The organism is Methylobacterium sp. E-012, assembly GCF_057836545.1.
Genome location: NZ_JBYQEY010000009.1, coordinates 12,757 through 38,950, shown reverse-complemented (window position 1 = coordinate 38,950; position 26,194 = coordinate 12,757). Strand labels below are relative to the sequence as shown.

At 64.4% G+C, this 26,194-nt stretch carries 30 protein-coding genes; 11 read left to right on the top strand and 19 right to left on the bottom strand.

Annotation, left to right across the window (positions count from 1 at the left end):
• Window positions 1–231, top strand: a 231-nt coding sequence (locus AC3IF1_RS31085) for a MucR family transcriptional regulator (RefSeq protein ID WP_489220937.1), incomplete at its 5' end; no start/stop codon positions are given.
• A gap of 308 nt (window positions 232–539) precedes the next feature.
• Here the strand turns inward: AC3IF1_RS31085 and AC3IF1_RS31080 are convergent.
• The 6 genes from AC3IF1_RS31080 to parA all read right to left on the bottom strand — a co-directional run bounded on the left by AC3IF1_RS31080 (window position 540) and on the right by parA (window position 5,935).
• Window positions 540–1,649, bottom strand: coding sequence for an ABC transporter substrate-binding protein (locus AC3IF1_RS31080; RefSeq protein WP_243965286.1), 1,110 nt, complete (start codon window positions 1,647–1,649; stop codon window positions 540–542).
• Between the two features lie 1,301 nt (window positions 1,650–2,950).
• Window positions 2,951–3,742, bottom strand: coding sequence for a site-specific integrase (locus tag AC3IF1_RS31075; protein WP_489220936.1), 792 nt, complete (start codon window positions 3,740–3,742; stop codon window positions 2,951–2,953).
• Between the two features lie 187 nt (window positions 3,743–3,929).
• On the bottom strand, window positions 3,930–4,226 hold the full coding sequence (locus AC3IF1_RS31070; RefSeq protein WP_489220935.1) for a hypothetical protein: 297 nt from the start codon (window positions 4,224–4,226) through the stop codon (window positions 3,930–3,932).
• A 344-nt stretch (window positions 4,227–4,570) separates the two neighbouring features.
• On the bottom strand, window positions 4,571–4,942 hold the full coding sequence (locus AC3IF1_RS31065) for a hypothetical protein (protein WP_489220934.1): 372 nt from the start codon (window positions 4,940–4,942) through the stop codon (window positions 4,571–4,573).
• Between the two features lie 22 nt (window positions 4,943–4,964).
• Complete coding sequence (locus tag AC3IF1_RS31060) at window positions 4,965–5,276, bottom strand: ribbon-helix-helix domain-containing protein (RefSeq protein ID WP_489220933.1); 312 nt, start codon at window positions 5,274–5,276, stop codon at window positions 4,965–4,967.
• A complete protein-coding gene (gene parA, locus AC3IF1_RS31055) occupies window positions 5,273–5,935 on the bottom strand; it encodes a ParA family partition ATPase (protein ID WP_489220932.1) in 663 nt (220 codons plus the stop codon). The genes AC3IF1_RS31060 and parA overlap by 4 nt, the downstream gene beginning before the upstream one ends.
• Window positions 5,936–6,310: 375 nt before the next feature.
• Here parA and AC3IF1_RS31050 point away from each other — a divergent pair, with 375 nt between their 5' ends.
• The 5 genes from AC3IF1_RS31050 to AC3IF1_RS31030 all read left to right on the top strand — a co-directional run bounded on the left by AC3IF1_RS31050 (window position 6,311) and on the right by AC3IF1_RS31030 (window position 9,147).
• A complete protein-coding gene (locus AC3IF1_RS31050) occupies window positions 6,311–6,871 on the top strand; it encodes a chemotaxis protein CheB (RefSeq protein WP_489220931.1) in 561 nt (186 codons plus the stop codon).
• 427 nt (window positions 6,872–7,298) lie between these two features.
• Window positions 7,299–8,042, top strand: a complete 744-nt coding sequence (locus AC3IF1_RS31045; protein ID WP_489220930.1) for a Crp/Fnr family transcriptional regulator — start codon at window positions 7,299–7,301, stop codon at window positions 8,040–8,042.
• Window positions 8,039–8,293, top strand: a complete 255-nt coding sequence (locus AC3IF1_RS31040; protein WP_489220929.1) for a hypothetical protein — start codon at window positions 8,039–8,041, stop codon at window positions 8,291–8,293. The genes AC3IF1_RS31045 and AC3IF1_RS31040 overlap by 4 nt, the downstream gene beginning before the upstream one ends.
• A gap of 96 nt (window positions 8,294–8,389) precedes the next feature.
• The gene (locus tag AC3IF1_RS31035; RefSeq protein WP_489220928.1) at window positions 8,390–8,635 is read left to right on the top strand and encodes a hypothetical protein; all 246 of its coding nucleotides are present in this window, start codon (window positions 8,390–8,392) and stop codon (window positions 8,633–8,635) included.
• A 305-nt stretch (window positions 8,636–8,940) separates the two neighbouring features.
• Complete coding sequence (locus AC3IF1_RS31030; RefSeq protein WP_489220927.1) at window positions 8,941–9,147, top strand: hypothetical protein; 207 nt, start codon at window positions 8,941–8,943, stop codon at window positions 9,145–9,147.
• Between the two features lie 173 nt (window positions 9,148–9,320).
• Here the strand turns inward: AC3IF1_RS31030 and AC3IF1_RS31025 are convergent, their stop codons facing one another.
• From AC3IF1_RS31025 to dps, 6 genes are all read right to left on the bottom strand, one after another.
• Window positions 9,321–11,081 (bottom strand): ATP-binding protein, encoded by a 1,761-nt coding sequence (locus AC3IF1_RS31025; protein WP_489220926.1) that lies wholly within the window; start codon window positions 11,079–11,081, stop codon window positions 9,321–9,323.
• Entirely contained in the window at window positions 11,062–11,394 is a 333-nt protein-coding gene (locus AC3IF1_RS31020) for a circadian clock KaiB family protein (protein ID WP_489220925.1), read from the bottom strand. Before AC3IF1_RS31020 ends, AC3IF1_RS31025 begins: the two co-directional genes overlap by 20 nt.
• On the bottom strand, window positions 11,391–11,744 hold the full coding sequence (locus AC3IF1_RS31015) for a circadian clock KaiB family protein (protein WP_489220924.1): 354 nt from the start codon (window positions 11,742–11,744) through the stop codon (window positions 11,391–11,393). Before AC3IF1_RS31015 ends, AC3IF1_RS31020 begins: the two co-directional genes overlap by 4 nt.
• Window positions 11,741–13,432 carry a circadian clock protein KaiC gene (kaiC, locus tag AC3IF1_RS31010; protein ID WP_489220923.1) on the bottom strand — a complete coding sequence of 564 codons (1,692 nt, stop codon included), beginning with the start codon at window positions 13,430–13,432 and terminating at the stop codon, window positions 11,741–11,743. The genes AC3IF1_RS31015 and kaiC overlap by 4 nt, the downstream gene beginning before the upstream one ends.
• A 490-nt stretch (window positions 13,433–13,922) precedes the next feature.
• Complete coding sequence (locus AC3IF1_RS31005) at window positions 13,923–14,141, bottom strand: hypothetical protein (protein ID WP_489220922.1); 219 nt, start codon at window positions 14,139–14,141, stop codon at window positions 13,923–13,925.
• Window positions 14,142–14,404: 263 nt separating this feature from the next.
• On the bottom strand, window positions 14,405–14,941 hold the full coding sequence (dps, locus tag AC3IF1_RS31000) for a DNA starvation/stationary phase protection protein Dps (protein WP_489220921.1): 537 nt from the start codon (window positions 14,939–14,941) through the stop codon (window positions 14,405–14,407).
• Between the two features lie 361 nt (window positions 14,942–15,302).
• Between dps and AC3IF1_RS30995 the strand changes: the two genes are divergently transcribed.
• On the top strand, window positions 15,303–16,088 hold the full coding sequence (locus AC3IF1_RS30995; protein WP_489220920.1) for a hypothetical protein: 786 nt from the start codon (window positions 15,303–15,305) through the stop codon (window positions 16,086–16,088).
• A gap of 47 nt (window positions 16,089–16,135) precedes the next feature.
• Here the strand turns inward: AC3IF1_RS30995 and AC3IF1_RS30990 are convergent, their stop codons facing one another.
• Both AC3IF1_RS30990 and AC3IF1_RS30985 read right to left on the bottom strand, forming a co-directional pair.
• Window positions 16,136–17,035, bottom strand: coding sequence for an MBL fold metallo-hydrolase (locus AC3IF1_RS30990; RefSeq protein ID WP_489220919.1), 900 nt, complete (start codon window positions 17,033–17,035; stop codon window positions 16,136–16,138).
• 668 nt (window positions 17,036–17,703) lie between these two features.
• A complete protein-coding gene (locus AC3IF1_RS30985) occupies window positions 17,704–17,991 on the bottom strand; it encodes a hypothetical protein (protein WP_489220918.1) in 288 nt (95 codons plus the stop codon).
• 335 nt (window positions 17,992–18,326) lie between these two features.
• Here AC3IF1_RS30985 and AC3IF1_RS30980 point away from each other — a divergent pair, with 335 nt between their 5' ends.
• The 3 genes from AC3IF1_RS30980 (at window position 18,327) to AC3IF1_RS30970 (ending at window position 19,442) form a co-directional block, all read left to right on the top strand.
• Window positions 18,327–18,554: a hypothetical protein gene (locus AC3IF1_RS30980; protein ID WP_489220917.1), complete on the top strand. Its 228-nt coding sequence runs from the start codon at window positions 18,327–18,329 to the stop codon at window positions 18,552–18,554.
• Between the two features lie 270 nt (window positions 18,555–18,824).
• Window positions 18,825–19,013: a DUF2934 domain-containing protein gene (locus tag AC3IF1_RS30975; RefSeq protein WP_489220916.1), complete on the top strand. Its 189-nt coding sequence runs from the start codon at window positions 18,825–18,827 to the stop codon at window positions 19,011–19,013.
• 84 nt (window positions 19,014–19,097) lie between these two features.
• Window positions 19,098–19,442, top strand: coding sequence for a hypothetical protein (locus tag AC3IF1_RS30970; protein ID WP_489220915.1), 345 nt, complete (start codon window positions 19,098–19,100; stop codon window positions 19,440–19,442).
• On the opposite strand, the gene AC3IF1_RS30965 is transcribed toward AC3IF1_RS30970, so the two are convergent.
• Window positions 19,430–21,049 carry a methyl-accepting chemotaxis protein gene (locus AC3IF1_RS30965; RefSeq protein WP_489220914.1) on the bottom strand — a complete coding sequence of 540 codons (1,620 nt, stop codon included), beginning with the start codon at window positions 21,047–21,049 and terminating at the stop codon, window positions 19,430–19,432. The two genes, AC3IF1_RS30970 and AC3IF1_RS30965, sit on opposite strands and share 13 nt — an antisense overlap.
• A 115-nt stretch (window positions 21,050–21,164) precedes the next feature.
• Window positions 21,165–21,527 carry a low affinity iron permease family protein gene (locus tag AC3IF1_RS30960; RefSeq protein ID WP_489220913.1) on the bottom strand — a complete coding sequence of 121 codons (363 nt, stop codon included), beginning with the start codon at window positions 21,525–21,527 and terminating at the stop codon, window positions 21,165–21,167.
• Window positions 21,528–21,790: 263 nt separating this feature from the next.
• On the opposite strand from AC3IF1_RS30960, the gene AC3IF1_RS30955 reads away from it, so the two are divergent.
• Window positions 21,791–22,093 carry a hypothetical protein gene (locus tag AC3IF1_RS30955; protein WP_489220912.1) on the top strand — a complete coding sequence of 101 codons (303 nt, stop codon included), beginning with the start codon at window positions 21,791–21,793 and terminating at the stop codon, window positions 22,091–22,093.
• A 94-nt stretch (window positions 22,094–22,187) separates the two neighbouring features.
• Here AC3IF1_RS30955 and AC3IF1_RS30950 read toward each other — a convergent pair whose 3' ends face one another.
• The 3 genes from AC3IF1_RS30950 to AC3IF1_RS30940 form a co-directional block, all read right to left on the bottom strand.
• The gene (locus tag AC3IF1_RS30950; protein ID WP_489220911.1) at window positions 22,188–23,102 is read right to left on the bottom strand and encodes a manganese catalase family protein; all 915 of its coding nucleotides are present in this window, start codon (window positions 23,100–23,102) and stop codon (window positions 22,188–22,190) included.
• Window positions 23,103–23,492: 390 nt separating this feature from the next.
• A complete protein-coding gene (locus AC3IF1_RS30945) occupies window positions 23,493–23,789 on the bottom strand; it encodes a hypothetical protein (protein ID WP_489220910.1) in 297 nt (98 codons plus the stop codon).
• Between the two features lies 1 nt (window position 23,790).
• Window positions 23,791–25,467 carry a methyl-accepting chemotaxis protein gene (locus tag AC3IF1_RS30940; RefSeq protein WP_489220909.1) on the bottom strand — a complete coding sequence of 559 codons (1,677 nt, stop codon included), beginning with the start codon at window positions 25,465–25,467 and terminating at the stop codon, window positions 23,791–23,793.
• Between the last annotated feature and the right edge of the window lie 727 nt (window positions 25,468–26,194).

Genomic DNA, 26,194 nt, shown 5'->3' with positions numbered 1-26,194 from the left:
GGCGCCGGGATGACGATCGAGCAGTACCGCGAGCGCTTCGGGTTGCCGCGGGACTACCCCTCAACGGCCGCCAGCTACTCGGCGCAGCGCTCGGCGCTCGCTCACAGTTTCGGGCTGGGCCAGAAGCGCAGGGAGGCAGCTCCGAAGGTTGCTGAGCCTGCTGAGACCGTCTCCGATAAGCCGAAGCGCAGTGGTCGGCCGAGGAATGCCAAATACGCCCCTGAGGCTTAAGCTACTCGAACCAAGTCAACCCCTATGATGCGTCACTTGAACAGATCACGCAGGACCTGTTCAAGGCGGTCAACTATATCGATAGCCAAGTCACGCTCAGACTCGCGGCGCTCTTTTCGCCGCTTGCTACGGATGGGCGATCTATCACCTGGGCCAACCGATGACGGCCTCTGCTCATCTCGGCGCTGATCCTCGTCGTTCGACATACGCAACTCCCATACACGCGCCGACCTACTACCCTCCCGTCCCAAAAGTGGATGAGGATGGCCCGGTGACAAAGACCGCCTTCACCTTGAATTTTCACATAGCTACTGCAGGCCCACGGCGAGGAACTTTCCGCTCTCGTCGAGCTGCGTTCCCCAGATCATGTGTGAAGCCTGATGATCGCTCGGTCCGAACTTCAACGTCGTCCCGAGGCCAATATCAAGGTTGCCTAAAGCTTCCAGTGCGTCAGATAACCGCTCTCCGTCGATCTTCGCTCCCGGAGTCGCAGCAATACCCCTGACCGCCTCAATGAGAATTTTTGCGTCGATATACGCCTCTAACGACACATAGTCGGGCTGTTCACCGGGGAAGTACTTGGCCAGCTGCGCTTTAAAGTCGAGAACAGCTTTCGAGTATCCGCCCACGGCAGGCACCACCTGGGTGACTAGGACACCCTCACCCATCTTGTGCCCCGCCAGCGCAAGCTCCTCAGCCAGAGCCGTAGCGCCAACGGCCGACACGTCGGTGTAGATCATGTGCGGATAGAGCTGGCGCGTCAGTTTGATGAACTCAGCCGCTGGCCGATAAAGCGCCACCATCACCACCGCCTTCGGCTGGCTCTTGCGCGCTCGCAGAGCCGCGACTGCTTCGGCCACGTCGATCGTATTGCGCTTGTACGTGAGCTTCTGAGGCGGCTGCTCGTAATGCCCCTGCAGCGTGCGCAGGGCCTTCACCACTCCCGCATACCCTGCCTCACCGAACGGATCGTCCTGCGCGAACACCACGATGTCGCGCGGCTTCAGCCCACGCACGTTCACGAGGTAACGCACGACAGCCTCGGTCTCCTCGGCGTAGCTCGGCCGGTAGTTGAAGACGTAGCGGTCCGGTGGCACAGCACGGACGAGGTCCGACCCGGTATAGGCGCCGAAGAACAGGAGCTTGTGGTCGAGTACCCAAGGTAGGACGGCCGCGGCGGTCGGAGTGCCGAAGTTCCCGACGAAGCCTACGACCGCGTCCTTCTCGGCCATGCGCCTGACAAGGTCCGGTGTCCGTGACGGCTCGTACCCGTCGTCGGCCGTAACGAGTTTGAGGCGGTAAGCACCGATGCCTCCAGCGTCGTTCGCGGCGTTGAACGCAGTCTCGACTCCGATCGCGAGTTGGTGACCGAACTCCTTGTTCGCACCCGAGAATGGAGCGATCAGACCGAACCGCACCTCGCTCTTCTCAGCACTGGCGCGGCCGTAAGCCTCCCGATGATCAGCATCGACAGAATTGTAGGATCGAGTCGCGGGGGTAGAGTCTGGTGAAGGTGGACGCGCTTGCGAACCCGGTGGCTCGGATGTTGGAGCGAATCGTCCAGTGCTTGGCGGTGGGGGCTGCGCGCTTGCTGGAGCGTTGGGAAAAATGGTGGCTGCGGTCGCCAGAAGAAGCGATTTGTAGAAGAGGCCAGTTGATCTGGACATATCCGTCCTCTCCGACAATCTACTGGCGAATAGAATTGGTAGGCCCAGTTACACGCTTTCTGCGCAAGTACGTCCAGCCGAGCAATGCAAACGTTGCGGCGAGGCCACCGAGGGTCGCGCCACCCAGGAGCAGCAGAGGGGTCATATCGCAGACCGATATGACCCTTAATGGGCTTATATGGGTGATATTTGCACCTGTATTTGGCACATATGCCTCTTTCCAGAGAATTCAATCCGGCAGCCTCTGAATGTCTTCGACAATGATGGATTTAATATCTTGGTTTCGGCTACGTGCTGGCATATATACTATCTAGCTATCATTAGGTAACAAGCATATGTACAATTTTAATTAATCAGAAATCATCCACAGGAAGCATTGTATCAGCTCGATATATCTTAGGTTTGCTTAGGGGATATAACCTCAACCACTGCTGTGGTCTCGGTAGCTAGAGAGTCGAACTACCCGCGGACGTGTGCGCCTTGGCGTGAGCTTTGTTTCTGTGATTAATGAGCCTTATTGAGATGACGGTATTTATTTTGCTATAACCGAATTAACAGCTTATTGGCTCAATGAAATTGTCAGAATGCCTAGCCTTTACCCTGCAAAAAAAGATCACGTCACAAAGGCATTTGCCTTGGCAATTTAGAGCCTACCAGGCTGGCAAGATCAATGCATGTGGGAAACCGCAGCCGCATCATCGCCGTTGTCGCCATCTTGATGACTGCTGGTTTTTGCGCTTTTCGGCTGATTAACTACGGCTGTAAAGTGTTGTGCTCTTTCCGAGAGGACAACATTGATCTAGACTATCGATCGACTAGGACTTTTCAACCCTGGCTGGCGATACCGTCTTTGGTGGCTCCATGGCCGGAACGACCCATAAACGAAGTGGAAAGGCACGAGGCGAGCGATGTCGTGCAATCTCATCCCTTCCAGGGCCTGGCTCCTCTGCCGGCGGATCGATGGACACATGTACCAGCTCAGGATTGGCGTTGGCCCGAACGGCTTCAACGCTGCGAGCTTGACAATAACTCGGCTTTTGAATGCCGCCTTACTATAAGAACCCGCTCCCGCTGTGCCCCTTGAAGGCGTTGGCTCGGCGAATGTACCCGACGACCGTCCGCGGGTCCCGGTGGCCCGACTGATCCATGATGCGGGCGAGATCCGCCCCGCGCTCGGCGGCCGTCGTGATGTAGCCAGCCCGCAGGCTGTGCGCCCCGAACGTCGTGGCGTCGAGGCCAGCGGCGGCGCAATACCGCTTGATGATGTCGGCTACGGCCTGCGTCGTGAGGCGAGGCGGCAAACCGGAAACAGTTTCCGTTTTGCGCACGTTGCCCGATCGCGACACCGGCCGGAACACCGGGCCCGAGACGATGCCGGTCGCGTCCAGCCACTCGCGCACCAGGGCTACCGGTCGGATGAACCGGCCGTGCGGGATGGCCTTTTCAAAGCCCCTGCCCTCTTGGTCGACCTTGCTTCGGCGGACCATGACGCGAAGGCCCTCGGGATCCTCGCGCAGGTCCTCGACATCGAGCGCCACCAGTTCGGAGCGCCGGAACGCGCCCGCGAAGGCGAGCGCCAGCAATGCCCGATCCCGCTTGCCCGTCAGACTGTCGGGCGTCCGCATCAGGAGAGCAGCCAGGATCTCCGCGGTTGCGGCCACCTTCTGCGTCGGGGCAACGCCTACCTTGCGCCGGGCGCCCTTCATGGCGGCGCGCACACCTTCATCATCTGTCGGATCGACGACGCCGGCCAGCTTGTGTGCGTACCGGATCGCGGCGAGCCTGCGGCCGAGCGTCGAGGCAGCGCGGCGGTCCTCCGCTTCCGAAACGATGAAGCCCGCCACGGCCTCAGGGCTCGCCGGCAGGGACCGGAACCCGTACCGGGCACACCAATCCTGGAACACGCGGGCATCGGACTTGTAGGCCCGAACGGTCGAGTCCGCCTTGCTGGCCTTCTGGTAGGCCCGGACGATCGCAGCGGCCTCGGCGGGCAGACCGGCATCGATAGCCAGCGTCTCGATGAGCAGGTTGTCAGGCATCGTCTTCCGGAGCGAACACCTCGCCCTGCTCTGCCAAGCGCACGTTGCCCTCGTCGGCGTGCAGCGTCGCTAGGGCGCGATACTCGCCGAGCAGCTTGCGCATCTGACGACCAGCATCCGAGCAGTCGGTCCCCTCGGGCGAGGTCGGATCACACCCTTCGATCGTCTCGGCGGTTTGCTGGTCCACCGCGGCTCTCTCTTCCGGGCTCAGGCCCGCGAGAGGACCGAGACCGAGTTCCGCTGCAACGTGGGCCGCGATCTCATCGCGCTTTAGGTCCATATCCGACATGCTGTCCTCCACGACTGTCGACATCATAGATCAGCCGCCTCGGCGAGGTCGCTGGCCAACTTGGCGACGCCGGAGGACCATGCTCCGTCCCTATGGTCCACGACCCAGACCGAGATTGCGCACGGCGCTCGACGCGGCGTCGCGGAGCGGGGCGAACGCATCGGCGGGCGAAGATAGCTGAGGCTTCATTTCATCACGCGCCTTTGGTCCCGCCCGACTGAAACTTTCGAGAATAACGTTTATCGAAAGTTACAGCGGATGCGGGATTGCGGCAAGGCCGGCGAGCCGGATTGTGGGCCTGCCCACAAGCAGACAATGACGCAAGCCGGCGGGCGGGCACGCCGTCAGTTTGGCACCAGTGAGAGCAGCCAGGCGCCGAGGAGATCCCCGTATCCCCAGAGCAGAGTGCCGGCGACTAGCAGCGCGGGGCCATAGATCTGGACATGCTTGGCGTCTATGGCGACCTGTCGGGCTTCTTCCTTTTCTGCCGGGCTGGGATCGAAGCTGCCGTCATCCACCCCACGCGAGATGATAAACCATCGCGTGTAGCCGAGCCGCAGGATTGGACGAGCGATCAGCAGGCCCGAGAGCACGGCCCAGAGCGCGCCGCATCGCGCGAGATCACCCCCGTTCCGCGAGGCGCCAGCCCAGGCAAGGTGCGCGACAAGCAGAACCCCGGCGATGCTGAATACCGCCTGCCAGTTGGATAGGATCATACGCCAGCGAGACAAGCCGGCCTCACGCGATCCGCGACAGACCGCGAGCCGCGAACACAGCGTTCAGCCCTTCGGTCAGCAGATCCTGCACTTGGGCGTCCTCGTCAGCCGCGATCCGCTTGAGCTGCCGGAACGCCTCGGGCGAGACATAGGCCGTCACCACCCGCTTGCCCGCGCGCGTCGCGGCCTTGGGGTAGGCGGACCGCGCCGCAGGTTCGGCCGCCGGTGGTGCTGCGGAGGAGGGCGCAGCAGCCGGGTCGACCGCGGGCGCCTCGTCAGCCTCGGATGCCGCTGGCGCCGATTTCGCGCTGAACAGGCTCGGCCGCTTCGTCACGCTTGCCCCCTCGTCTGCTTGCCATCGTGCCCACCTGCCGGCAGGCCCACTTGCACGCGAGCCCACGCAAACAGCGCGGCTATCTCCTCGGCCGCCTTGCCGTCGGGCTCATATTCGGAGGCGCTGCGGCCGTCGATCACCGCGTAGCTGTAGGCCACACGCTGATGGATCACCTGCGGCGCCACCTTCGCGCCCTGCCCCTCAAGCCCTCGCCGTGCTTCCTCAACGATCGCGCTGCGCGTCGGCGCCGAGGACAGCACCACCCATGCCGGTTTCTTGGCGATGGTCGCGAGGTCTCGCGTCGCCTCAATCGCTTCCAGGTCGAAAGCCGCCGGCCGGCATGGGATCAGGATCAGGTCGGCCGTTCGAGCCGCGGCGAGCGACGCCCGGTCCGCGTTGGGCGCCGTGTCGATCACGAGGAGGTCCGCCCCATTGGCGCGAGCCGCATCCGCGAGCTGCGGCAGCCGCTCGGCATGGTCGCCGATAACCTCGGGCTCCGGCGCCTGCCGCTTGTCGCCCCACTTCCGCGCCGTGGCCTGCGGGTCGAGGTCGACCAGCGCCGTGCGGAACCCCGCCAGCGTCCCGGCCACCGCGAGGTGAACCGCGACGGTGCTTTTTCCGACGCCGCCCTTTTGACTGATGACGGCTATTGTCCGCACGTCCGCACCCCCACCTGTCGTCGTGACTGCCTGCAGCGTTGCGGGCCTGCCCACAGGCCCACGAGTCGAATCGTCTGCACGTTTTCAGCACGGCCGAGATCGCCTGTCTGTGTCCGCTGTGCCGCTCTCGATACATCCCGAGATGCGGTTTTGTCTGCCTGCCCACAGGCCTACATGTAGGCTTACGGACGAGCGGGCAGGGCGTCATGTACGCATCACTAGCCGCGGTGTGGTCGGGATGCGCGAGGCCGGGCGAGCCGTGATGATGTGGCCGCCCGGCCAGCCTACTACAGGGTCGGGCCACCTCTTCGTCGCTTTGAACGTTCAGCCGCAAGAGAACGAACCGTCGCCTGCCCCGGTGATTGTCCCAATGAGATGAGCCCAATCATCGTCATCGCCACCTCCGCCGGTGGCCTCGGTCCGCTCCTGCGGATCGTCGAGGCTCTGCCCAGCACGTGTCGCGCCTCCGTGTTCATCGTCCAGCACATCGGGACACATCGAAGCGGCCTCCCCGACATCCTCACCCAACGTGGCAATCTTCCGGTAGCCTTCGCGCGCCACGGGGAGGCGATCGAGCGTGGCCATATCTACGTTGCGCCACCCGACCACCACATGCGGTTGCGCTTCGGTGCGATCCATCTGGATCGAGGGATCAAGATGCACTTCGCCCGCCCGGCCGCCGATCCCCTGTTTATCTCTGCGGCCAAAACCTACGGCCAGCGTGTCGTCGGGATCGTGCTCAGCGGCGCGAACAATGACGGCGCCGAGGGGATGCGGGCGATCACGGCGCATGGTGGCCTTGGCTTGGTCCAAGACCTGGAAGAAGCCGAATTCCCCGAGATGCCTTCAGCGGCGGTGAGGCGCGATCACCCTGAGGCACCTCTTACGAGCGACCTGCTCGCTGAGCGCGTTGCTGCTCTCTGTGTTGGTCGCTGAGCCTCAAAAAGCCGGTGGCTCTGGCGTAGGTTGAGCTACCCGGCCGAGTCAGTGGCCTTAGAAGGACGACCCACGAAGCACGGTGCCCGCAACGACATCCCCGCCACGGTGACGGCGATCAAGCGCGGGGGCGTGATGGCTTAAGTCGAGGTCGAACTGGTCGGCACGACCGACCGGATGTCTCGGTGATGACGATCGACTCGGTGGAGGCGTTGGGCCTCAAGGAGGGCGACACCGTCCACGTTCTCGCCAAGGCTGTGAACGTCCTGCTCGTGAAGCCCTAAGGCAATCGCGAGAAATCCTATCCCAGGATCGCATGTGGCGCTGACATGAGCTGTACACGTGATAAATCGGCAGCCGTTTTGAAACAGGTGCTGCCGCCTGGAAGAGCCATGCGCTTCCGCCTGCAACGCGAGGCGACGCCACGATGGCTTCGAAGCTTCCCCACGCCCTCTATCCGCTCATTTGCAAGCTGGAGAGCGTCAGCCGCCTCTCCGATAAGGAGCGGCATGCGATCGAGAGCCTGCCGGTCCGGGTGCGGGCCCTGCCGGCCCGACAGGACATCGTGCGGGAGGGCGACCTCGCGACTCAGTGCTGTGTCATCCTGGAAGGCTGGGCCTATCGCTACAAGTTCCTGAGCGAGGGACGGCGCCAGATCTTCTCGTTCCACATTGCGGGCGACACCCCGGATTTGCAGAGCCTGCACATCCCACTGATGGACCACAACCTCGGGACGATGACCCGGTCAACGGTCGCGTTCATCCCGCACGAGAGCATGCACGACCTCACGAACCGCTTCCCGGGTATCGCGGCCACGCTTTGGCGTGACACGCTGATCGACGCGGCGATCTTCCGGGAATGGTTGATCGCCATGGGGCGCCGCCCGGCATTCGAGCACTTGGCGCACCTCTTATGCGAATTGTACCTGAAGCAGGAGGCGGTCGGTCTGGCGGGTGACCACCGCTGCCCCCTACCGATCACTCAGACCGATCTCGCCGATGCCACGGGTATGACGCCCGTCCACATCAACCGCGTGTTGCGGGATATGCGCGGTCGCGGGCTGATCACGCTGCACCGGCACACCCTGGTGGTGAAGGCGTGGGATGAGCTGATCCGCGCCTCTGAGTTCGACGCGACCTACCTGCATTTGCGGAAGCGAGCGGCGGGATGACCCTGCATCTTCAGCCGGTGCGGGTCCGCACCAGCAGTCAAGACAGCAACGGACAACTCGTGTTCGCGGACGGCTTCCTCGTGGCAGTCCTGGTTCGGCTCTCCGACCAGCACGGTGCCGATGTGGGCCTGTGGTTCTTGGAAGCTGGCTTCGGCCCGACCGCAGTGATCGGTGCTCCCCTGTTCTTGGACCTGGACGCGGCTCAGGCCTGGATCGAGCGGCATCTCAGCGCCAAGCGGGGCAACAGTTAGGACGGCCGCGGAACCGAGAGGGACGTTCGAAGCCTACCGCCGCAAGGACGCGATCTCGTTGATGTAGCGGCTCCTGCTGTCACCAGAGGTGAAGGAATGACCGACCTCGGCCTCTCGCTCCCGCTGCGCATCCGTCGGCTGAACGGCGCCATCGGCATCACTGATGCGGCTGGGCGGTCCGCAGCCTACGTCTACTTCACCGGCGATCCTGATCGGCGGGTCTCGACCAAGCGTGTCGGGCCGGTTGAGGCGGAAGCGATCACGCAGGTGATCGCGCGAGCGCTGACAAAGGCGCTGTCGGCTGGCCTGATCTCCGAGGTAGGGCCGACTTCGGAGCAGTGAGCTACCACTGAGCCAACGTCGATCACCCTGGGCCAGCCGCCCGATCTGATCACACGATGCGGGGCTCGATACCGTCCCAGTCCCTCGGCTATGGCTGAGGAGGGCGGCGCTTTCATCCGCCTCTGCCCTTACCGTTCTGGTTGGATTTGGGCTCCAACAGGGCGCGAAGCCTCGCTTGAAGGGCGGGAACCGCAGCCTGACCTCAGCGCACTGGTGCCGTCATCTCCGGGACGCCGTTTGCCTCGAACCGCACAAGCCGAGGTCCTGGCTTGTCGGTGTCGCCTTCCAGCAGGTCAAGACGAGCGTTGGCCGCTCCTGAGAACGCCACCGGCTCGCAGGTGGTCTACATGCGCGGGAACGACCAGGACCGAGAGGCCGAGGCGCCTGAGACTGCGTTGCCGGAGGTGGCGGCCAAGCTGCTGCCCGAGGCGACGATCCTGCCCTGGCGCGGCCGGGGCAACGTTATTACGGCGGCCGGCTCGCTGCTCGTCGACCTGCTGGAGCGAGCGTGATGCCGAGGTCTGCTTAGGGTGGAAAGCCGATCCCAGCGCACGAGCCTTTTGACGTCCGCAAGCGCTTCGTAGCCGGACGCTAAAGGGCTCATTGTCTGCACGCCGTCTCCGGGACGGCGAGGTCGAGTACTTGGTGCAAGCTCTGCGCAAGTTGGACTAGATTGAACGAAGGATCACGCCGGGGATGTCGAGATGCGCGACCGTCGGGTCATCACCTTGCGCAGCACGCGCGAGAGCTCCTCGACCGCATAGGGCTTGTGCAACAGCTCGAAGCCGTGCCGGCCGTCCTCAGCTAGGACGTAGCTGTAGCCGCTGGTCAACACCACCGGTAGGCCCGGGTACAGTCGGCGGATCTGGCGTGCCATCTCGACGCCGTTCATGCCTGGCATGACCACGTCCGAGAACACCACCTCGAATTCGCCCCGCCGCTCGGACAAGATCAACAGCGCTTCGTCGGCGCGCGCCGCCCAGGTCGTGACGTAGCCGAGGTCCTGAAGCAGCTGCGTCGAGAACGCACCCACCTCGGCGTTGTCCTCGACCACCAAGATGCGCTGTCCGCGCCCATTATCGCGTTGGACGCCGCGCGCCGGCAGCGCCTCCGGTTCGACCACGCTGATCGTGTTCTGCGCGTGCGGCAGGTAAATCGTGAAGGTGGTGCCCCGTCCGGTCGCGCTCTCGACCCCGACGTTGCCGCCGGACTGCTTGGCAAAGCCGAACACCTGGGACAGGCCGAGGCCGGTACCTTTACCCACCTCCTTGGTGGTGAAAAACGGCTCGAAGATCCGCTCCACCAACTCCGGGGCGATACCGCAGCCGGTGTCGCTCACCGACACCGCCACGTAGGTACCCGGATCGGCCCGATGTGATCGGATCGCCGGCATCCCGGCTCCACACTGGATGCGCAACGACAGCGTGCCCTCGCCGTCCATCGCGTCGCGGGCGTTGACCGCGAGGTTGACTAGGGCGGTCTCGAACTGGCTCACGTCCGCTTCGATGCAGCATGGCTCTGGGTGAAGGTCGCGCTCGATGCGCACGCGGGCACCGACGATCGTGCCGAGCATGTCGGTCACGTGCCGCACTCGCTCGTTGACGTCGAACACCTCCGGTTTGAGTGACTGCCGCCGGGCAAAGGCCAGGAGCTGCCCGGTGAGTTTGGCGGCGCGATCGACCGTGTCGGTTATGGCGTCGACGTAGCGGCGGCGGCGCTCTTCCGCGAGGTCGGGCCGGCGCAGTAGATCGGTCGACGAGCGGATGATCGTCAAGAGGTTGTTGAAGTCATGGGCGATGCCGCCTGTGAGCTGGCCGATCGCTTCCATCTTCTGCGCCTGACGCAGCGCTTCCTCGACCCGCTCGCGCTGCTCGCCCTGCGCCTTCAACTGAGCGTTGGCCTCGGCCAGTTCATGTAAATGCTGCCGCTGCTCGCTCAGGTCGGTGAACACTCCGCACAGCAGGGCAACGCCATCGCCGCGGCGCAGTCGGCTGAACGAGACATTGGTCGGCAGGTACGCCCCGGCAGTCGTGTGCAGGCAGAGCTCGCCCCGCGCGCTGCCACTGTCGTCAGCCTCGACGAGCAGCTGCGTCAAAGTCGGATGCTCACGTGGGTCGACGAAGTCGTGCAGCGGCTGCCCGACCAGCTGATCCGGGGGAACGCCGAGCATCGCCGCGACCCCCGGGTTGCAGTACAGCAGCGCCCCATCCGTACTGAGGGTGAATGCGCCCTCCTGGATCTGCTCGATCAGCACGCGGTAGGGTCGATCGGCATTCTCCAGCGTGTAGACCAGCCGCTCCTGGTTCGGTCCCTCAACGACGATCGCGTCGAAGTCGCCGCGCCGGATCGCCGCGAGCGTGTCGTCCTTCTCTTCGAGTTGCGCCTCAAGCTCGCGGATGCGGGCGTCGCGCGGATCGAGCGGGACCTCAGAGGCCGGGCTCATCATCGTCTCCGGGAGGTGGGAAGATGCCGAGACCGCGCAGCACGCGTCCCTCGTCCGAGAGATCGCCGATGATCCGGCGTACCGGGAGGGGCGTCAGTTTCAGCAGGGTCGGCGCGGCTACGACCTGATCGGCCTCAGCCAGTTCCGGCTGCTGGTAGATGTCGATGATCGCCAGCCTGAAGCGACCAGCGAGATGGTTGCGGCAGATCCGGCGCAGGTTCTCGATCGTGCGCTGCGAGCGCGGGCTCGTGCCGGCGATGAACAGACGCAGCTGGTACTCGGCCGGGTTTGGCGCGTCTGCCCCGTCATGGCTCAAGATGTGGCAGTCGTGGCGGGACCACGCGGGCGGATGTCGAGCCCGACCAACACTTTCTCGGTGTTGGACAGGTCGCCGATGATCCGCTTCAGCGGTGCTGGCAACCGGCGCACCAGCGTCGGGATCGCCAGGATCTGATCACCGGCGGCGAGCTGCGGGTTCTTGAGGAGATCGATCACCTCGATCTCGTACCGACCGGCGAGGTGCTGTTCACAGACCCGCTTGAGGTTGGCCAGCGCGGCCATCGACTTCTGTGTCTGTCCGGCGACGTACAGGCGCAGGTGATACTGTCCGGGATCGAGGTCGGCCTCGGAGACTGGATCGCCGGAGGGTGAGGTGATCTCGGTCATTCTGCGGCGCTCCGCCGGCGCCCGATCTCGACGCGCTCGGCCGTCAGCAGCGTCTCGCGCCGGGCGTCCTCGTCGACGAGCAGCGCCTCCTCATCCTCGGCCGTCTCCAGGCTGGCACGCAACTCGGCGATCTGGCGCTCGATCAACTGCCGCCGCCGTAGCACCTCGCGCTTGCGGCGTTCATTCTCGTGCCGGCGCCGCAGCGCGTCGGCTTCTTCCAGGGCTTCCTGTACGACCCGCGCGGTGCCGGTGAGCACGCCGGCTGGGCCGATGTAGGCGTCGACGAGCTTAAGCCCGACGGCCGACATCTGGAACTCGCGCACCTGGTTCGAGTGGCTCATGCCCCGGGCTTTGATCACGTAGAGCGTGCGCGAGCGCTCGCCGTTGGCCTCGACCTCCTGGAGCTTGATCCACACGTCCATCAGCGAGGACAGGCCGAGATCGCCAGCTTGGCCGAAGGCGCCGTCGGTGCGCAGGCTGGTGAACACCGCGGTGATGCCCCTGCTCTTAAGCATGTCGACCATGCGCAGCAGCGTCGCTTGCAGTTCGACCTCCGGGCCGCGCAGAGCCGAGATCGGATCGATCACCACGAGCTGTGGCTGGAACTGCTCGATGTCCCGGTGCATCCGGGCGAGATGCATCTCCAGCCCGTACAAGCTCGGGCGCGCCGCCTCGAACCGCAACAGGCCGGTCGCGACGTGGCGTTGAAGATTGAGCCCGACTGAGCGGGCGTTGCGGCAGATCTGTTCGCCGCTCTCCTCAAACACAAACGAGAGGCAGCGTTCGCCGCGCCCGCAGGCTGCGTCGACGAGGTGGGCGCCGAGCGTGGTCTTGCCGGTGCCGGCCGAGCCGGAGAGCAGTATGCTGGAGCCGCGGAACACGCCCCCGGGGCCGAACATCGCGTCGAGGCTGTCGATGCCGGTCGAGATCACCTGATCGGAGATGTCGTAGCTCAGGTCGGCCGCGGTCACCGGCAGGACGCTGATACCCTGCTGGTCGATCAGGAACGGGTACTCGTTGGTGCCATGAGCGGAGCCACGGTACTTGACGATACGCAGGCGGCGGGTGGTGATCTGGTCCTCGACCCGATTGTCGAGCAGCACCACACAGTCCGAGACGTACTCCTCCAAACCCTGGCGCGTGAGCTGGCCTTCGCCGCGCTCGCCAGTGATGATCGCGGTGAGGCCGCGATCCTTGATCCAGCCGAACAGCCGACGCAGCTCGGAGCGCAGCACTGCAGCGTCGCTCAGGCCGGCGAACAAGGTCTCGATTGTGTCGAGTACCACGCGCTTGGCGCCGACGCTGTCCACCGCGAAGCCCAAACGGATGAACAGGCCTTCGAGATCGTACTCGCCGGTCTCCTCGATCTCGCTACGCTCGACGCGGACGTGGTCGACGGCGAGCTTGCCGGCGGAGATCAGACCATCGAGATCGTAGCCCAGGGACGCAACGTTGGCCGCGAGGTCCTCGGCGCGCTCCTCGAAGCTCATGAACACGCCAGGCTCATTGAACCGGGTCGCGCCGTTGACCAAAAAGGTGGTGGCAAACAGGGTCTTGCCGCAGCCTGCAGCGCCACAGACGAGGGATGGACGCCCAGCTGGGAGGCCGCCGTAGGTGACATCGTCAAAGCCGTCGATGCCGGTCGGCGCCTTCGGCAGAGTGGCGCGCGGCGTGGGATCAGTCTGCACGGGTCGATCCTCGGGTCGGCGCCTGTGCTGAGATGCAATCAGCTGCGACGGATGCTGAAGCCGCGATACGCTCGCGCAACAGAGTTTCGATCAGGTTGGTTAGGGTACGGTTGTCCTGGCGAGCGCACAGCTTCGCGGCGGCGAGGACCTCTCCGTCGATCCGAATGGCGAGCGGTTTCCTCAAGCGGCGATGTCCTTCGTACCCGAGCGGGCTACGGGACTGTCTTGCTGATGGCAATACACGATACTGTCAAGCTCGTGATATTGGCGCCTGATCACAGGTGTTCGCTGTCTTCGCGTTGCCGCGACGGTCCTGCTGAGATCGAGTGCGCCCCTCTGATCATCGACGAAGATTGGCTGATGGCGACGCGCCCTCGGGGATGCGCCACCGTAGAACATCAGCTGTTGCTAGAAATCAGATCTATGGATGGATCTGGCCTGACGTCCGGAAGGGTCGTAGCCGGCCCCAGGGGTTCGGGATTAAAGGCGTTCATGCGTCGGTCGGGGCATCAGCTAAGAGATCGTCGCGGTGCGCACGGATCAGAGTGAGGCTCGTCATGTAGGAAGCGAGCAGTAGTTCTTCCTCGGCTGTAACCTGTCCATGCTCGGACAAGTGGGCCACCAGAATGCACTGACGGTGGAAGCGCCTATCGCAGGCAACGATCTCTTGGTTGATGGCGACGAGCGCCTCAATCCATGACACCGGCACGATTGCCCTCCTTTTTTGGTTTCCTCACCTAAGGGATCGCCCATGTTTGAGGGATGGCTACGACGGTCGCAGGCGGCTTTTCACAGGGCTCTCAGGACGGCCATGGCCTCCCGTCCGCCAGCCCTACGCTACGTTCGTCGGCGGCTGGAAGCCGAAGAGTAAGAGGCGATCAACCAGATGCGGGCAGCAGTTGCCCTAACCCAGCCCCACCGCACTTCTTCAGGCCATGGCAGAGGGCTAGGTTGAAGGTCGTGGGAGGTCGTTTAGCGACCCTGGTTCCCGTCGCGCATCTCGCCGGTGGGCTCCTGCACGTGGGCCTCGATGAACCACAGCTGCTTGTCGACCGCCCGCGAGACTTCGGTGAATAGGTCGGCCGTGTCAGGGTCGCCCGCCTCGTCGGTCTGGTCGATGTTCTCCCGCACCGCGTTGGCGTAGGCGGCGTAGCTGTCGATCAGCGCGGCAAGCTGGTCGGCAATCGCGTAGACGCCCGTCGGGTACGGCGGCAGCTTCGTGCCTTTCACTACGACCTGCGTCGAGCCGAGCGCTGTGGCTCCAAGCTGCACGGCGCGCTCAGCGACCTTGTCGTTCAGGTCGTCGAGTTCGGTACGGAAACCGTCGAGCATCAGATGAATGCCGATGAACGAGGGGCCCTTGAGGTTCCAGTGGGCCTGCTTGACCGCCAGCGCGAGGTCGATGCCATCGGCTAATCGGGCGTTGAGCGCTTCGATCGAGACCTTCTTGGCGTTCAAGTCGGTGTCGTTGCGGGTCTGGTGAGGCCGCGGGGTGCCGGTGGTCGCCATGCTATCGCTCCGATTGAGTCGGTTGCGAAAACTGATCGAGCCTCTGCCGGTTCCCGCTGACGATCCGCCCCGCAACGTTGACTTAACCGTGCCGCCCGGCCGACATGGGCGGTCACGGCTAGGCTCGCTCAGGCGAGTCGCGGCCAGTTTCAGGAGAGCAACGCCGCGAGATAGACCCTGAAAAGCCAACACCCCCGTCCCGGCAAGGACGAGGGTGCTGAAAACCTGGGGCCGTGTGAGGGCCGTACCGAATACCCCTCACAAGCCATGAACTCCCCTCGGGAGTCAAGACGGAACCCGCTTCCGTCAACGGGAAGGCTTTGCCTGGACCCTAGCCGCGGCCCGTGAGGGACCGAGGACGATGTTTCACGCCACCATGCGGTCGGCGATCGAGGGCGCGCGCACGCTTCCGCAACTCGACAGCCTGTCCCGCACCATCTGGCAGGCTCACGCCGCCGAGACCGTCACCGACGCCGAGGCCCAAGGGCTGGCCGAGGCGCTGCACAACCGCAGGAGCGCCGTGCGCGAGGCCGTGGCGCCCGTCGGTATCCCGCTCGGCCGCGTGACTCTGTTCCCGCCGAGGCGCCCCCAGCGGGCCCCTGAACGATCCGTAGCCATCGAGCGCCGCCGCCGACTGGCCTTCTCCGGTCCGATGCCGCCCGCGCTCGGATCACGGTTCACCACCGGACAGCTCGCGGTCCTGCGGATCGTCGGGGACGAGGTCGCCAAAAACGGCGCCTGCGGGCTGTGCATCGACGCCATCGCAGCACGGGCCGGCGTCTGCCGGCGGCTCGCCCAGGCCGCGATCCGGCTGGCCGAGGGCGACGGGCTGCTAACCATCCAGGAGCGCCGCCACCAGGGCCGGAAGTCGGATCCAAACGTGGTCCGGATCATCAGCCGGGAGTGGCTGCAGTGGCTTCGGCGGGGAGGGCAGAAGCGACACGGTGTCGTTTTCGGAAAAGCTGCCCCGGCATCGTCGGCAGGCATAGGGTGCAAAACGATTCACCCCACGGATAGGAGAGATCCACAGAGGGAGGGTGTGGATGCGGAATCGAAGAAGGGCTGCCGACAAGCGGCGGGCGACCTTGACCGATCAGACCGTACGAGAATCCGCGCGGGTGGTGGAAGCGGTCGAGCCATGCGGTGAGGATATGGGGATGGACGGTATGACGAACGGAAGAAGCGCCCGCTTTTTCACGGGCGCCGGTAGGCAGATCCGTCTTCAGGACGAGCTGGGTCCGTCACGTAGCGACCGTGCTCCGGCACCGCGACGCGATCGAAGTCCTCAGCGAGGGCACCTAGCGCGCGGCGCATTTCAGGGCCCTGCAGCGGCCTGCCGTGGCCGGTGATGACGCGCTCAGGTTTCAGAGCAGCGAGCGTCCGCACCGAATCGCGCGCTGCTGTCCAATCGATCGTCAGATACATCGGAGGACCGTGCAGCTCCGGTTCCTGCGTCGCGACGGCGTAGGCAGATTCCTGTGCTGTCGTCACGAAGGCGTCGCCGACGATCAGGGTGCGGTCAGCCTCGCGCCAGAACGAGACGTGTCCCGGGGCGTGGCCTGGCGTATGAATCCAGCGCCATCCGGCCATCGGCGGAATGCTACCGTCAGCGGGAAGCATTAAAAGACGGGACGACACGTCGACGGGTTTCGTCGGGTAGAGGGGGGAAAGCCGCGCCATCGCCCCACCTCCGACGCTCGGGTCAGCCGGCGGGTAGGAAGCGCTGCCATCCAGGTACGGGAACTCCAGGGGATGCGCGTAGATCGGCGCATCCCACTCCTCCGCCAAATCCTCCAGCACCCCGACATGGTCAAAGTGGCCATGAGTCATGACGATTGCGGACGGTCGAGCGCCCGGACCAAAACGAGCCTCAGCTGCGTCTTTGATCAGATTCTTCGTTCCCAGGATGCCGGCGTCGATCAGAACCCAGCCGCGATCTCCAGCCTTCGGCGGGCCAAGGAAAACGACGTTGACGATCGCAAGTCGCCGATAGGCGAGGTCCGGGGCGATCTCGTGGGTCGCGTCATCACGTAATGCGTCGCGCTCTGGATCATCAGCGCGGGCCACTGAGCCGACTGGGATCTGTTGGACCATGAGCGCCTCGTTCTCCAACTCAGCCCACCATAGATGTCCTTCGGCAATCGAAACCCCGAAGGCATGTTCCCCACCGTGTCCCCGCACAAATTCTCAAGGCCGTCGAAGGCGCGTCGCAGCGGCGAAAGGCTGGCGAAGTGAACGCGCACGAGATCTGAGCGCTGCGCTTGGGTGATGTCGGGCTGTAGAAAATGAGATCGGATCTACCGAGCCTAATACGAGTTGGCGATTTAAAGACCGCAGGAGACTCGCGCTATGCCGCAGATGTTCGACTGGATTTTCTTCGCCATTATGATCCCGTTCCCGGCCTACCTGGTCTGGGATTTCATGAAGCACCGCGACACATCAAAGCGCGGCCAGCAGCTCTGATTTTGTTTCTCATGAGAGTGGGGGCCACTTGCCCGCTCACCTACTGGCAGGAGAACCTATGAGCCCGCGTATCTATCCAGACGTGAACACCAGCTCGGCGAGCAACCAAGCCACCAATAGGCCGGTGCACCGTCAGGGTAAGGACGTCGACACTACGGATCAGCTCCCAAGCCCGCTCCTGATGGGGGTCGCAGTCGCGGGCTCGGTCGTGGCGCTCCTGCTGGTCTGGCTAGTGATTGGCTAGAGACACTGCCGGACAAAAAAGCCCGCCGTGGCGAACCGGGCGGGCTGGAGGTGGTTCACTGCCCCGAGTTGCCGCCGCCAGTGCTACCCGTCGACCCGACGCGCGAGGGCTGACCTGCGTTGCCGGAAGCAGCGGAGTCGGTCGCGATGCCGTCCGCGGCACGGCCGGTGGGCGAGTAGGTGGCTGCCCCCTCGGCGCCGGTTGAACCGGACTGCCGTGTCACCACACCAGGAGCGCCGCGCGGAACAATGACGGTCGTGCTGGTCGGGGTCTCGAAGACCTGTGCAGAGACGGGTGTCGTCAGCGCTGCGGCGAAAGCCGCGGCGAGAATGAGCTTGGTCATAGGGTTCTTTCGTCTGTGGGCGTGGGGAACAGTTGATCGCGCGCGATGTGTCCCCGCAGCAGTGTCACAGGTACGGGCAGTGAGGCTTCAACCAACGCACGCTTCTTTGAAGTCAGTCTATCGTACGTTGGTTCGAGCCATGCGTTAGGCGCAGGCCGCGGACCGATATGCCGAACGCCCGCACGAGGGGTCAGATCGGAAGGTCGACCTCGAAGCCGCGCGGGTGGTCAAGGCGGCCAATCCATGCGGTGACCGTCTGCGGCCGGGCGGTCTGACGAACGAGGAAACCGCGCCCAGCACGAAACGATTCTGGCTGCGCGTCCGTTAAAGGCGCCATGGCCAGCATCGCAATCCTGATCGACACGCCTCAGGGTGCACGGCTTCTCGCGGCGTCCTCGGCGCGCGAGGCTGCGCTGAAGGCTGAGTCCGTCATCGCGACCGTCGCACGGATCGCTCTCCCGGTGTCGGTGTCGGTCGAGTGCACCAATCCTGACATGGCCTGTCGGCTCATGAATTATTTGGCTGACGTGCAGATGGAACGCCTGTTGGCCGAGGTCGCCTGAGGCTACCTCGGACATGCGTCAAACCCAGTCGGGTCTGTTAGAGAGGCGATCTCGCCTATAGGCGCCTCCGAGGTGTTCGCGATGCCAGACGACGCGACTATGGGCGAGCGCGCGGTGACAGGTACGGGATGAGCCAGTTCCTCAACCCATACCCATGACGCCTCGGCCGGGTGGCCGCGCGAGGGTCGGTGCGGCGGGGGACAGGAACCGCAAGCGCCGGCTCATGGCCTCCAAGCCGTTTTTACAATCGTCGACACGGAAGCACACACCATGGAACCAGCCGAGGTGCTTTCGTCTGATGAGATCCGTGAACGCGCTTACGACTTATGGGACCGTCATCACCGTCCCGATGGCTACGATCTGCAGTTCTGGCTCATGGCCGAGCGCGATCTAAGGGCCGAGCGGCGAGCGTCGCAGGACGGAAATCAGGTCGAGGCTTCTGATGGCGCTTGCCATTGACGGTGTCGCGTTCCGAGCATGTACTTGGAGGCGCCGGAGCGACGTCCTCTTCGTGTAGGGCGGGATATCCGCGGGCGCAGGATCATGAGCGAGAGCATCGTCCCGCTACGCAAGAGAGGGCAGCAGCAAAAAGCACTCGACCGCGTCGATGTCGCTGCTGTGGATCTGCTTGCTAGCGGCCAAGCGACGAGTCTGCAGGCGGCACGGGCTGAGGTGATCCTCGTAGATATGCGAGAGCAGCGGGATCAGATGATGGCGGTGCTCGCCGATCTGCGTAGCTGCGCGCCGACCGCCGACCCTCAGCTCGACGCGGCCCACGCCAATCTCGTCACGGCGATCAACGATGGCATCGTGCAGATCGACCTGTTCATCGCCCGCGCGCAACTCTTCACAGCGGAAGCCACGCACCCGGAGAGTCAATGCCGGTAGCGTTCGGCCAGACCCATAAGTGACTGGGCCAGCTGGGTGATGTTGGCCGAAGCCGTCTCGACCTGGCGGGTGCCGGCCGCGGTCTGCTGGCTCGCCTGCCGGATGCCATGTAGGGCCTGCATCACCTGCTCGATGCCGAGCTGCTGCTGGTTGGTCGAGGCCACGATCTGCTGGAAGGTCTGCACGTTCTCCTCCACCCGGGCGGTGATCTCCTCGATGGTCCGCTGCGTCGTGTCCGAGCGGGTCTTGCCGGACGCGGCCCGCTTGACCGCCTCCTCGGTGAGCATCACCGAGGTGTTGATCCCCCGCTGGATCTCCCCCAGAAGCCCGCGCACCTGCCCGGTGGCCGCCTTCGCCTGGTCGGCCAAAAGCTTCATCTCGGACGCCACCACCGCGAAGCTGCGCCCGCTCTCCCCGGCCGCGGCCGCCTCGATGGCCGCGTTGAGCGCCAGCAGGTGCGTGCGCTCCGAGATGTCGTTGACCGTCTCGATGATGTCCCCGATCGTCTGGGTCTTCTCCGACAGGCCGACGATGTTGCCCGCCACAGCCTCCGCCTGCTCGCGGATCGCCTCCATCGCCCGGGCGGTGTCCGAGACCGCCCGCAGGCCCTGCCGCGAGGTCTGCGCGGTCGCCTGGGCGGTGGCGATCACCTCGGTCGCCCGCTTGCCGATCTGCGCGCCCGAATGGGTGATCTCATCCATGGTCGCGGCGGTCTCCTGAACGGCCGCAAATTGCTCCTCCACCGAGGCCGCCTGCTCCTGCGCCGACGCCCGGATCTCCGCCGCCGCCGCGTTCAGGTCGGCGGTGGCAGTGCGGTTGGTCCGGGCGAGATCGGCGAGGCCGGCGACCATCGCGTTGAGGCTGCGTCCCAAGCGGCCGATCTCGTTGTGCCCTCCATCCCCGAGTTTGCCTGAAAGGTCGCCCTCACCGACGTGCTCGACGAAGCTCATCACGCGAACTAGTGGCCAGACGATCAGGCGGTTGATGGCGACGCCGATCGCCGTGCAGATCAAGAGCGTGAGCAGGGTTCCACCCCACAGGGCAAAGCTCTCATCACGCTGAGCCTTTGCGACGCGCGCGACCTGCTCCGCACGGGTCCGTTCTTCCAGATTGTCGATGGCGGCGAGCTTCCCGCGCAGGGCGTCGAAGAACTGCTTGCCCCGGCCTTCAGCCTCGATGCGCACCGCATCCGGTCGCGTCGCTGGATTGTCTGCTTCTCGGATGGCGATCTCGCCGATATCAATCTGCCAGGCGCGCGCCGCCGTCACGGCATCGGCCAACAGGCGCGACCGCTCGGCATCGTTGCCGATCAAGGTCGTCAGACGCGTGATCGTCTCGTCGATGGCCGGCCGACCCGCGCGGTAGGGCTCCAAGCTACTCTCGCGTCCAGTGATCAGGTAGCCGCGCAGGCCGGTCTCCTGGTTGAGCATAGCGGTGCGGAAGGCATCGAGGCTGCGGACCACTTGGGTCGAGCGGTCGAGGGCGTCGGTCGCCTCCTGCAACTGATTACGTGTTGCTAGCACTGCCCCGCTGCTGAGCACTGACACCAGCGCGATGACGCCGATGGCACCGCCTAGCGTGCGGTTGAGGCCAAAGGTATTCGGCATGCTCGATCCTTCTTGATCAGAACTGCGGACGGCTTCGAGCGGCAGCTGCAACGATGGTGGCATCGCCAATAGCGCTCAAAAGGAGCTGACGCGAGCAACACCGCGCTCCCGAGCCTCAAGCCTCAGTATCGACTGGAGCGTGCGAGGAAGGCTGCCGGTCCTGCCTGATCAGCGCCAGCTCCTCGGCGCTCCGTTCCTCAACCCCGATAAGACGTTCATCGGTGTCTTCGACGGCTCGGATCAGCTCATCCAGCTTCATCTGGATAGCGGCGGTATCACGAGCGCCGGCCACCAGAATGACACCTGCCAAGAGCATGGCAGCGATGGACAGGAACAGGTTGAAGACGAGCGCCCAGTGATCGTTGAAGCTGAGGACGAAGCCGGCGCCCAGACCAGCAGCGACGGTGAAGCAGGTCGTCAGGAAGCCGACGGGCTTTGAAAGCCACACGGCAAGGCCAATGATCGGACGATCCAGCATCAATCCTCGAGCTCAGCTCGTCGAGCCGCCAAGTGAGATAGCGCGATTATGTTTCCAGAATGATCATGTGCCCCTATGTCAACTCAGGCGTAGGGGCCACCGAACAGATCTCCGAGCGCCTTGCGCTGGAACAGCGCACGCCAGCGTCGCCTCTGATGTACCGGCCGATCGAGGATCAGATCATCTCTGGCGCTTGAACGATATCGAACGCGACGACGTTCAGCCCTGGACCGATCGAACTGATCTGTCTGGAGGAAAGCGCCATGTTGATGAAGACACTGACCTTAGCGGCCGCGCTCACATTGGCGGTCTCCGGTGCCGCTGTCGCTCAGACCGCGGCCGGTGGTGGCAGCGCCGAGGGCAACATGAACAATCCGGGCTCGGTGAAGAGCAGCTCGGAAAAGTCCATGGAGGGCGGTAGCAGCTCGATGGGCACAGGTACGATGAGCACGGGCACGGGTCCGGGCACCACCGGTGGTCCGCCCGTCAGCACACCCGGTGCGCCCGCCGGTAGCGGCACCGGCAATGGCGCCACCGGAAGCGGTGCTGCGCCGAGCGGCAAGTAGCCGCCGACTGCCCCGCGGTCTGGATCCGCGGGGCCACCTCAATGTTGCAACCAGTCTGTGAAGGGTCTGGCTGCTGTCCACGAACATAGAGGGCTTAGCGGCCCTTCTTGTAGAGCTTGCTGGCGATCTCGAAGATCTCCTCCGGCGCGTAATCCGGCGCGAACGCGCCGTAGTTGCCGTCGAGTTCGGGGATCTTGCCACCCTCGGGAGCGCCGTCGACCACCTCAAGGTTCCCCGGCGGATCGCCCGGCAGAGCAACCTCGTCGTTTGACCATACGCCAGCCGCTTCGGCGTAGTCGTTCGGACTAAAGGTGTATAGGCGCCGATGCTTGCCCTCGGCGAGATACTTCTGGCACTCTGGCACGCGGCTGAGGTCGATGTTGGGCGTCGGCAACATCTTCTCGATCTCGACGCCGGTGAGCTTTTTCAGGGCCAGTGCGTAGGCGTGGGCGTGAAGCGATCCACGCACCAGCAGGTAGCCACACACTTCGCGGCCTGTGGGCTCCGTCATGGTCTCGTAGACGCGCAGCTTGTGGATGCGGGCGCCGCATTCCAAGTGAAAGTTGTGCAGCAGGTCGATGATCAGGTTCCCGGTCGTCGTCACCATGTCCATGTTCCAGGACGCGGCGTTGGCGTTCATCGGCATCGCGCCGCCGCCGTTCGACAAAAAGCTGCCGGCGAGCCGCACGTCCTGCATCTCGGCGAACGGCGCCTTGGAGATGTCGACGTCCTTCTTCGGATTGCCTGGGCCGTTGTTCAGCAGGGCGATGCCGTTTGAGACCACCTCGACGTGGCCAAGCTCCTCGGCGAAGATGCTCGACACCAAGCTGTAGAATGGCCGCAGCTTGGTCTTGTTGCGGAAGTTGAAGCTCTGAAACATGTAGTTCCCGAGGGTCGACATCTCGCCATACTTGCCACCGAGCAGCTCCTGTAGGGCGGCGGCCGCGTTGGGCTCCGGCTTCTTCGGCTCTGGCAGCTCCGTCAGCAGGCGGTCGATCTTCATGAACATGCGGGAAGCTCCGTTCGCGCGAGGTGCGCCCTGAGGCATCTGTTTGCGCGGTTGATCGTTCCCCGCGCTTTGCAGAATGCAGATCGAACGTGATGCGTGGCGGGAGGAAGCCGAGCGCTTGGGCAGGGAGGTCCTGAGGATAGGCTGACACAGGCGACACCGCTTTGGCCGGCTGCTACAGCACCTGCCTCCCCCGGACGCGCGCCCGAGGCGTTCGCGACACCAAACGGCGCGCAGCGGGCAAGCACGCGACGACAGGCGCATCCGGTCCAGTTCGCCGGGGGCTCGCCCGTGACGCCTCGGCCGGGCGGTCGCGTAAGGGTCGGTGCAGTGCGGGGAAACTGAACATCGCAGGCACCGGCTCACGGCCTGTCCATACAATCAATAACCTCAACCAGCCTCGCCTATGTCGTAGGTGCGAGCGGCCGTCGCCATACGGATGAGCTGCTCGAGATCCAACTCCACGGCATCTTTCACGTCATCGACCTGCAGTAGCTCGCCGAGGCCGACAAGCTCTAGGCGCAAGGCCTCGATCATCGTTTCCAGCGATTCCCCCAGGGCGCGGATCTGTGTCCCGCGGGGGCCGAGATCCACCCCTTCGGCGAAGGCGCCGGCCAGAGCCGTCGTGAGACCCTGAACCTCGCCGAACGGAACGATGGAATGGGGTCCCACGGTGTTCATCGTCACCTCAGGCTGCGCGCACGGTTGCGAGAAAGCGACCAACCTCGGCCGCGAGGTGCGCGGATTGACGCGACAGTTCCGAGGCCGCCCCCAGCACCTGGCTGGCCGCCGCCCCGGTCTCCTCGGCCGCGCCCGCCACCCCGGCGATGTTGTGCGTCACCTCACCGGTGCCCTGCGCCGCCTGGGAGACGTTCCGGACGATCTCCTGAGTCGCCGCACCCTGCTGCTCGACTGCCGCCGCAATCGAGGCTGCGACCCCGTTGATCTCGCGGATACGCGCGGTGATCCCGCCGATCGACGTCACCGCCTGCCCGGTCGAGGCCTGGATCTGAGCGATCTGCCCAGAAATCTCGTTCGTGGCCTTCGCTGTCTGCTCGGCGAGCGCCTTCACCTCGGACGCGACGACCGCGAAGCCCTTGCCTGCTGCTCCAGCCCGGGCAGCCTCGATGGTGGCGTTCAACGCCAGGAGATTGGTCTGGCCCGCGATGGTCGAGATCAGCCCGACCACGTCGCCGATGCGCGCGACCGCGGCGCTCAGCTCCTGCACCAGGGCGCCGGTCTGATCCGCCTCGCGCACGGCACGCTGCGCCAGTTCGGCCGAGCCGGCGACCTGCCGGCTGATCTCCTGCACGGACGAACCCAGCTCCTCGGCGGCCGCGGCCACGGTGTTGACGTTCGAGGCGGCTTCCTCGGCGGCAGCCGCGACCGTCGTCGATTGACTGGCGGTCTCCGTCGCCGTGGCGGTCATGGTCTGGGCGGTCGCCTGCAGCTCGGTCGCAGAGGACGACACCATGCCGACGATGCCGCCGACCGCGGCCTCGAAGCCGTCGGCCATCTGGCGCATCCCGGCCTTGCGCTGTTCCTCGGCGGCGAGGCGGCCCTGCGCGGTCTCTGCTTCGAACGCGCGCGTGCGGATCAGGTTGTCCTTGAACACCTGGACGGCGGCCGCCATCGCGCCGATCTCGTCGCGACGTTCCTTGGCTGGGACCTCTCTGCTCAGGTCCCCCGCGGCGAGACCGGTCATGAACGCCGTCATGGCGCGGACCGGCTGCACCACGCCCCGGCCTATGAGTGTCGCCAGAAGGCCGATCAGCACCGCAACGATGGAGGCGCCGCCGAGCAGCCGCATCAGGGTCGGGCGCATCTGTGCCGCCGTGTCATCAGCGTAGATGCCCGATCCGATGATCCAGCCCCAGGGCTCGAATGCCTTTACGTAGGAGATTTTCGCGACAGGCTGATCCAGGCCAGGCTTGGGCCACATGTAGGGGACGAAGCCGGCTCCTGACCGCTTCACCTGCTCGACCATCTCTACGAATAGATGCTTGCCGGTCGGATCCGTGATCCCGCCGATGTCCTTGCCGATCAACTCGGCCTTAGGATGCAGGATCATGCGCGGCTGCATGTCCTGCAACCAGAAATATTCGCTCCCGGCGTAGTGCAAGCCTTTGACCGCCGCGATCGCCGCCTTCTGAGCGGCGGACCGATCCATTCGCCCGGCGCGCTCCTCGCCCTCGAAGTATGTGAGTACACCTTGCGCTGACTCGACGAGATCGCGCGTCTTCAGTTCGCGCGCGTCTGTGACGCTTCCCGACATGTCCCAGGCCGCCAAGCCGATCAGGGCTGCCATCCCACCCAAGGCGATCAGGGTGATGGACTGGATGCGGGTACCGATGCGGAGGGCCATGAAATCCTGCGGTAGTCTATGCTGAATGGCACGCGGGTGGTCCAAGCGTGGGACGCGAGGCTGAGCCCTGCGACAGGGCGCGTGCTACAACTCCAACGGTCAGCAAACCTTTGCAGAGATCAGTTTATCAACGCACTAGTTAATTAATAACCATCGCAGCTTACAGTTGAATTCTTAGATTTACGGACCCACGAAGGTCAAAAATTCGACTCGTAACGTAGATAGCTCAAATTGTCGTGATCTCTTTCAGATAGTCGTTCATGCCTCAGCGCCATGATCCACCATCGCCGAGAGAGCCCGATCATGCGCACGTTTCAGTCCCTTGCTGCCCTTGCCATCCTGATCAGCGCCTGCGCTTTCATGCCGGCCGTAGCCATCGCTGGCCGTGACCCCTCAACGACGGCACAGAGCGCGAGCATGGGCTCGCAGGACCCTGATAGTCTCTTCGTTCGTTTTGGCGTGGCTCCCTAGAAGTCCCTGCGGACACGTGCAAATGCGAAGCAGCCTTCGATAAAGGGGGTGTGATCCGATCCTGCTTCGACACTCACCCAGCCGCTCGCCATCCTGAGCGCGTCGTGACCATCTTCAGCCTTTACCGGCCCACCAACGCCGCTGCGATCCTCAACACAGTCCTGTCGGCGCTACCAACGCTGTGGAGACATCCACGATCTGTTAACCGCCCACCGCCAACATATACCCAGCGACCGGCGGTGAGCCGAGCGCCGGC

Coding starts and splice junctions, on each gene's coding strand:
- AC3IF1_RS31070 (WP_489220935.1), bottom strand. CDS start 4,226: ATGTCGGATATGGACCTAAAGCGCGATGAGATCGCGGCCCACGTTGCA.
- AC3IF1_RS31065 (WP_489220934.1), bottom strand. CDS start 4,942: ATGATCCTATCCAACTGGCAGGCGGTATTCAGCATCGCCGGGGTTCTG.
- AC3IF1_RS31050 (WP_489220931.1), top strand. CDS start 6,311: ATGAGCCCAATCATCGTCATCGCCACCTCCGCCGGTGGCCTCGGTCCG.
- AC3IF1_RS31045 (WP_489220930.1), top strand. CDS start 7,299: ATGGCTTCGAAGCTTCCCCACGCCCTCTATCCGCTCATTTGCAAGCTG.
- AC3IF1_RS31040 (WP_489220929.1), top strand. CDS start 8,039: ATGACCCTGCATCTTCAGCCGGTGCGGGTCCGCACCAGCAGTCAAGAC.
- AC3IF1_RS31035 (WP_489220928.1), top strand. CDS start 8,390: ATGACCGACCTCGGCCTCTCGCTCCCGCTGCGCATCCGTCGGCTGAAC.
- AC3IF1_RS31025 (WP_489220926.1), bottom strand. CDS start 11,081: ATGATGAGCCCGGCCTCTGAGGTCCCGCTCGATCCGCGCGACGCCCGC.
- AC3IF1_RS31015 (WP_489220924.1), bottom strand. CDS start 11,744: ATGACCGAGATCACCTCACCCTCCGGCGATCCAGTCTCCGAGGCCGAC.
- dps (WP_489220921.1), bottom strand. CDS start 14,941: ATGGCGACCACCGGCACCCCGCGGCCTCACCAGACCCGCAACGACACC.
- AC3IF1_RS30995 (WP_489220920.1), top strand. CDS start 15,303: ATGTTTCACGCCACCATGCGGTCGGCGATCGAGGGCGCGCGCACGCTT.
- AC3IF1_RS30990 (WP_489220919.1), bottom strand. CDS start 17,035: ATGGTCCAACAGATCCCAGTCGGCTCAGTGGCCCGCGCTGATGATCCA.
- AC3IF1_RS30985 (WP_489220918.1), bottom strand. CDS start 17,991: ATGACCAAGCTCATTCTCGCCGCGGCTTTCGCCGCAGCGCTGACGACA.
- AC3IF1_RS30980 (WP_489220917.1), top strand. CDS start 18,327: ATGGCCAGCATCGCAATCCTGATCGACACGCCTCAGGGTGCACGGCTT.
- AC3IF1_RS30975 (WP_489220916.1), top strand. CDS start 18,825: ATGGAACCAGCCGAGGTGCTTTCGTCTGATGAGATCCGTGAACGCGCT.
- AC3IF1_RS30970 (WP_489220915.1), top strand. CDS start 19,098: ATGAGCGAGAGCATCGTCCCGCTACGCAAGAGAGGGCAGCAGCAAAAA.
- AC3IF1_RS30965 (WP_489220914.1), bottom strand. CDS start 21,049: ATGCCGAATACCTTTGGCCTCAACCGCACGCTAGGCGGTGCCATCGGC.
- AC3IF1_RS30960 (WP_489220913.1), bottom strand. CDS start 21,527: ATGCTGGATCGTCCGATCATTGGCCTTGCCGTGTGGCTTTCAAAGCCC.
- AC3IF1_RS30955 (WP_489220912.1), top strand. CDS start 21,791: ATGTTGATGAAGACACTGACCTTAGCGGCCGCGCTCACATTGGCGGTC.
- AC3IF1_RS30950 (WP_489220911.1), bottom strand. CDS start 23,102: ATGTTCATGAAGATCGACCGCCTGCTGACGGAGCTGCCAGAGCCGAAG.
- AC3IF1_RS30940 (WP_489220909.1), bottom strand. CDS start 25,467: ATGGCCCTCCGCATCGGTACCCGCATCCAGTCCATCACCCTGATCGCC.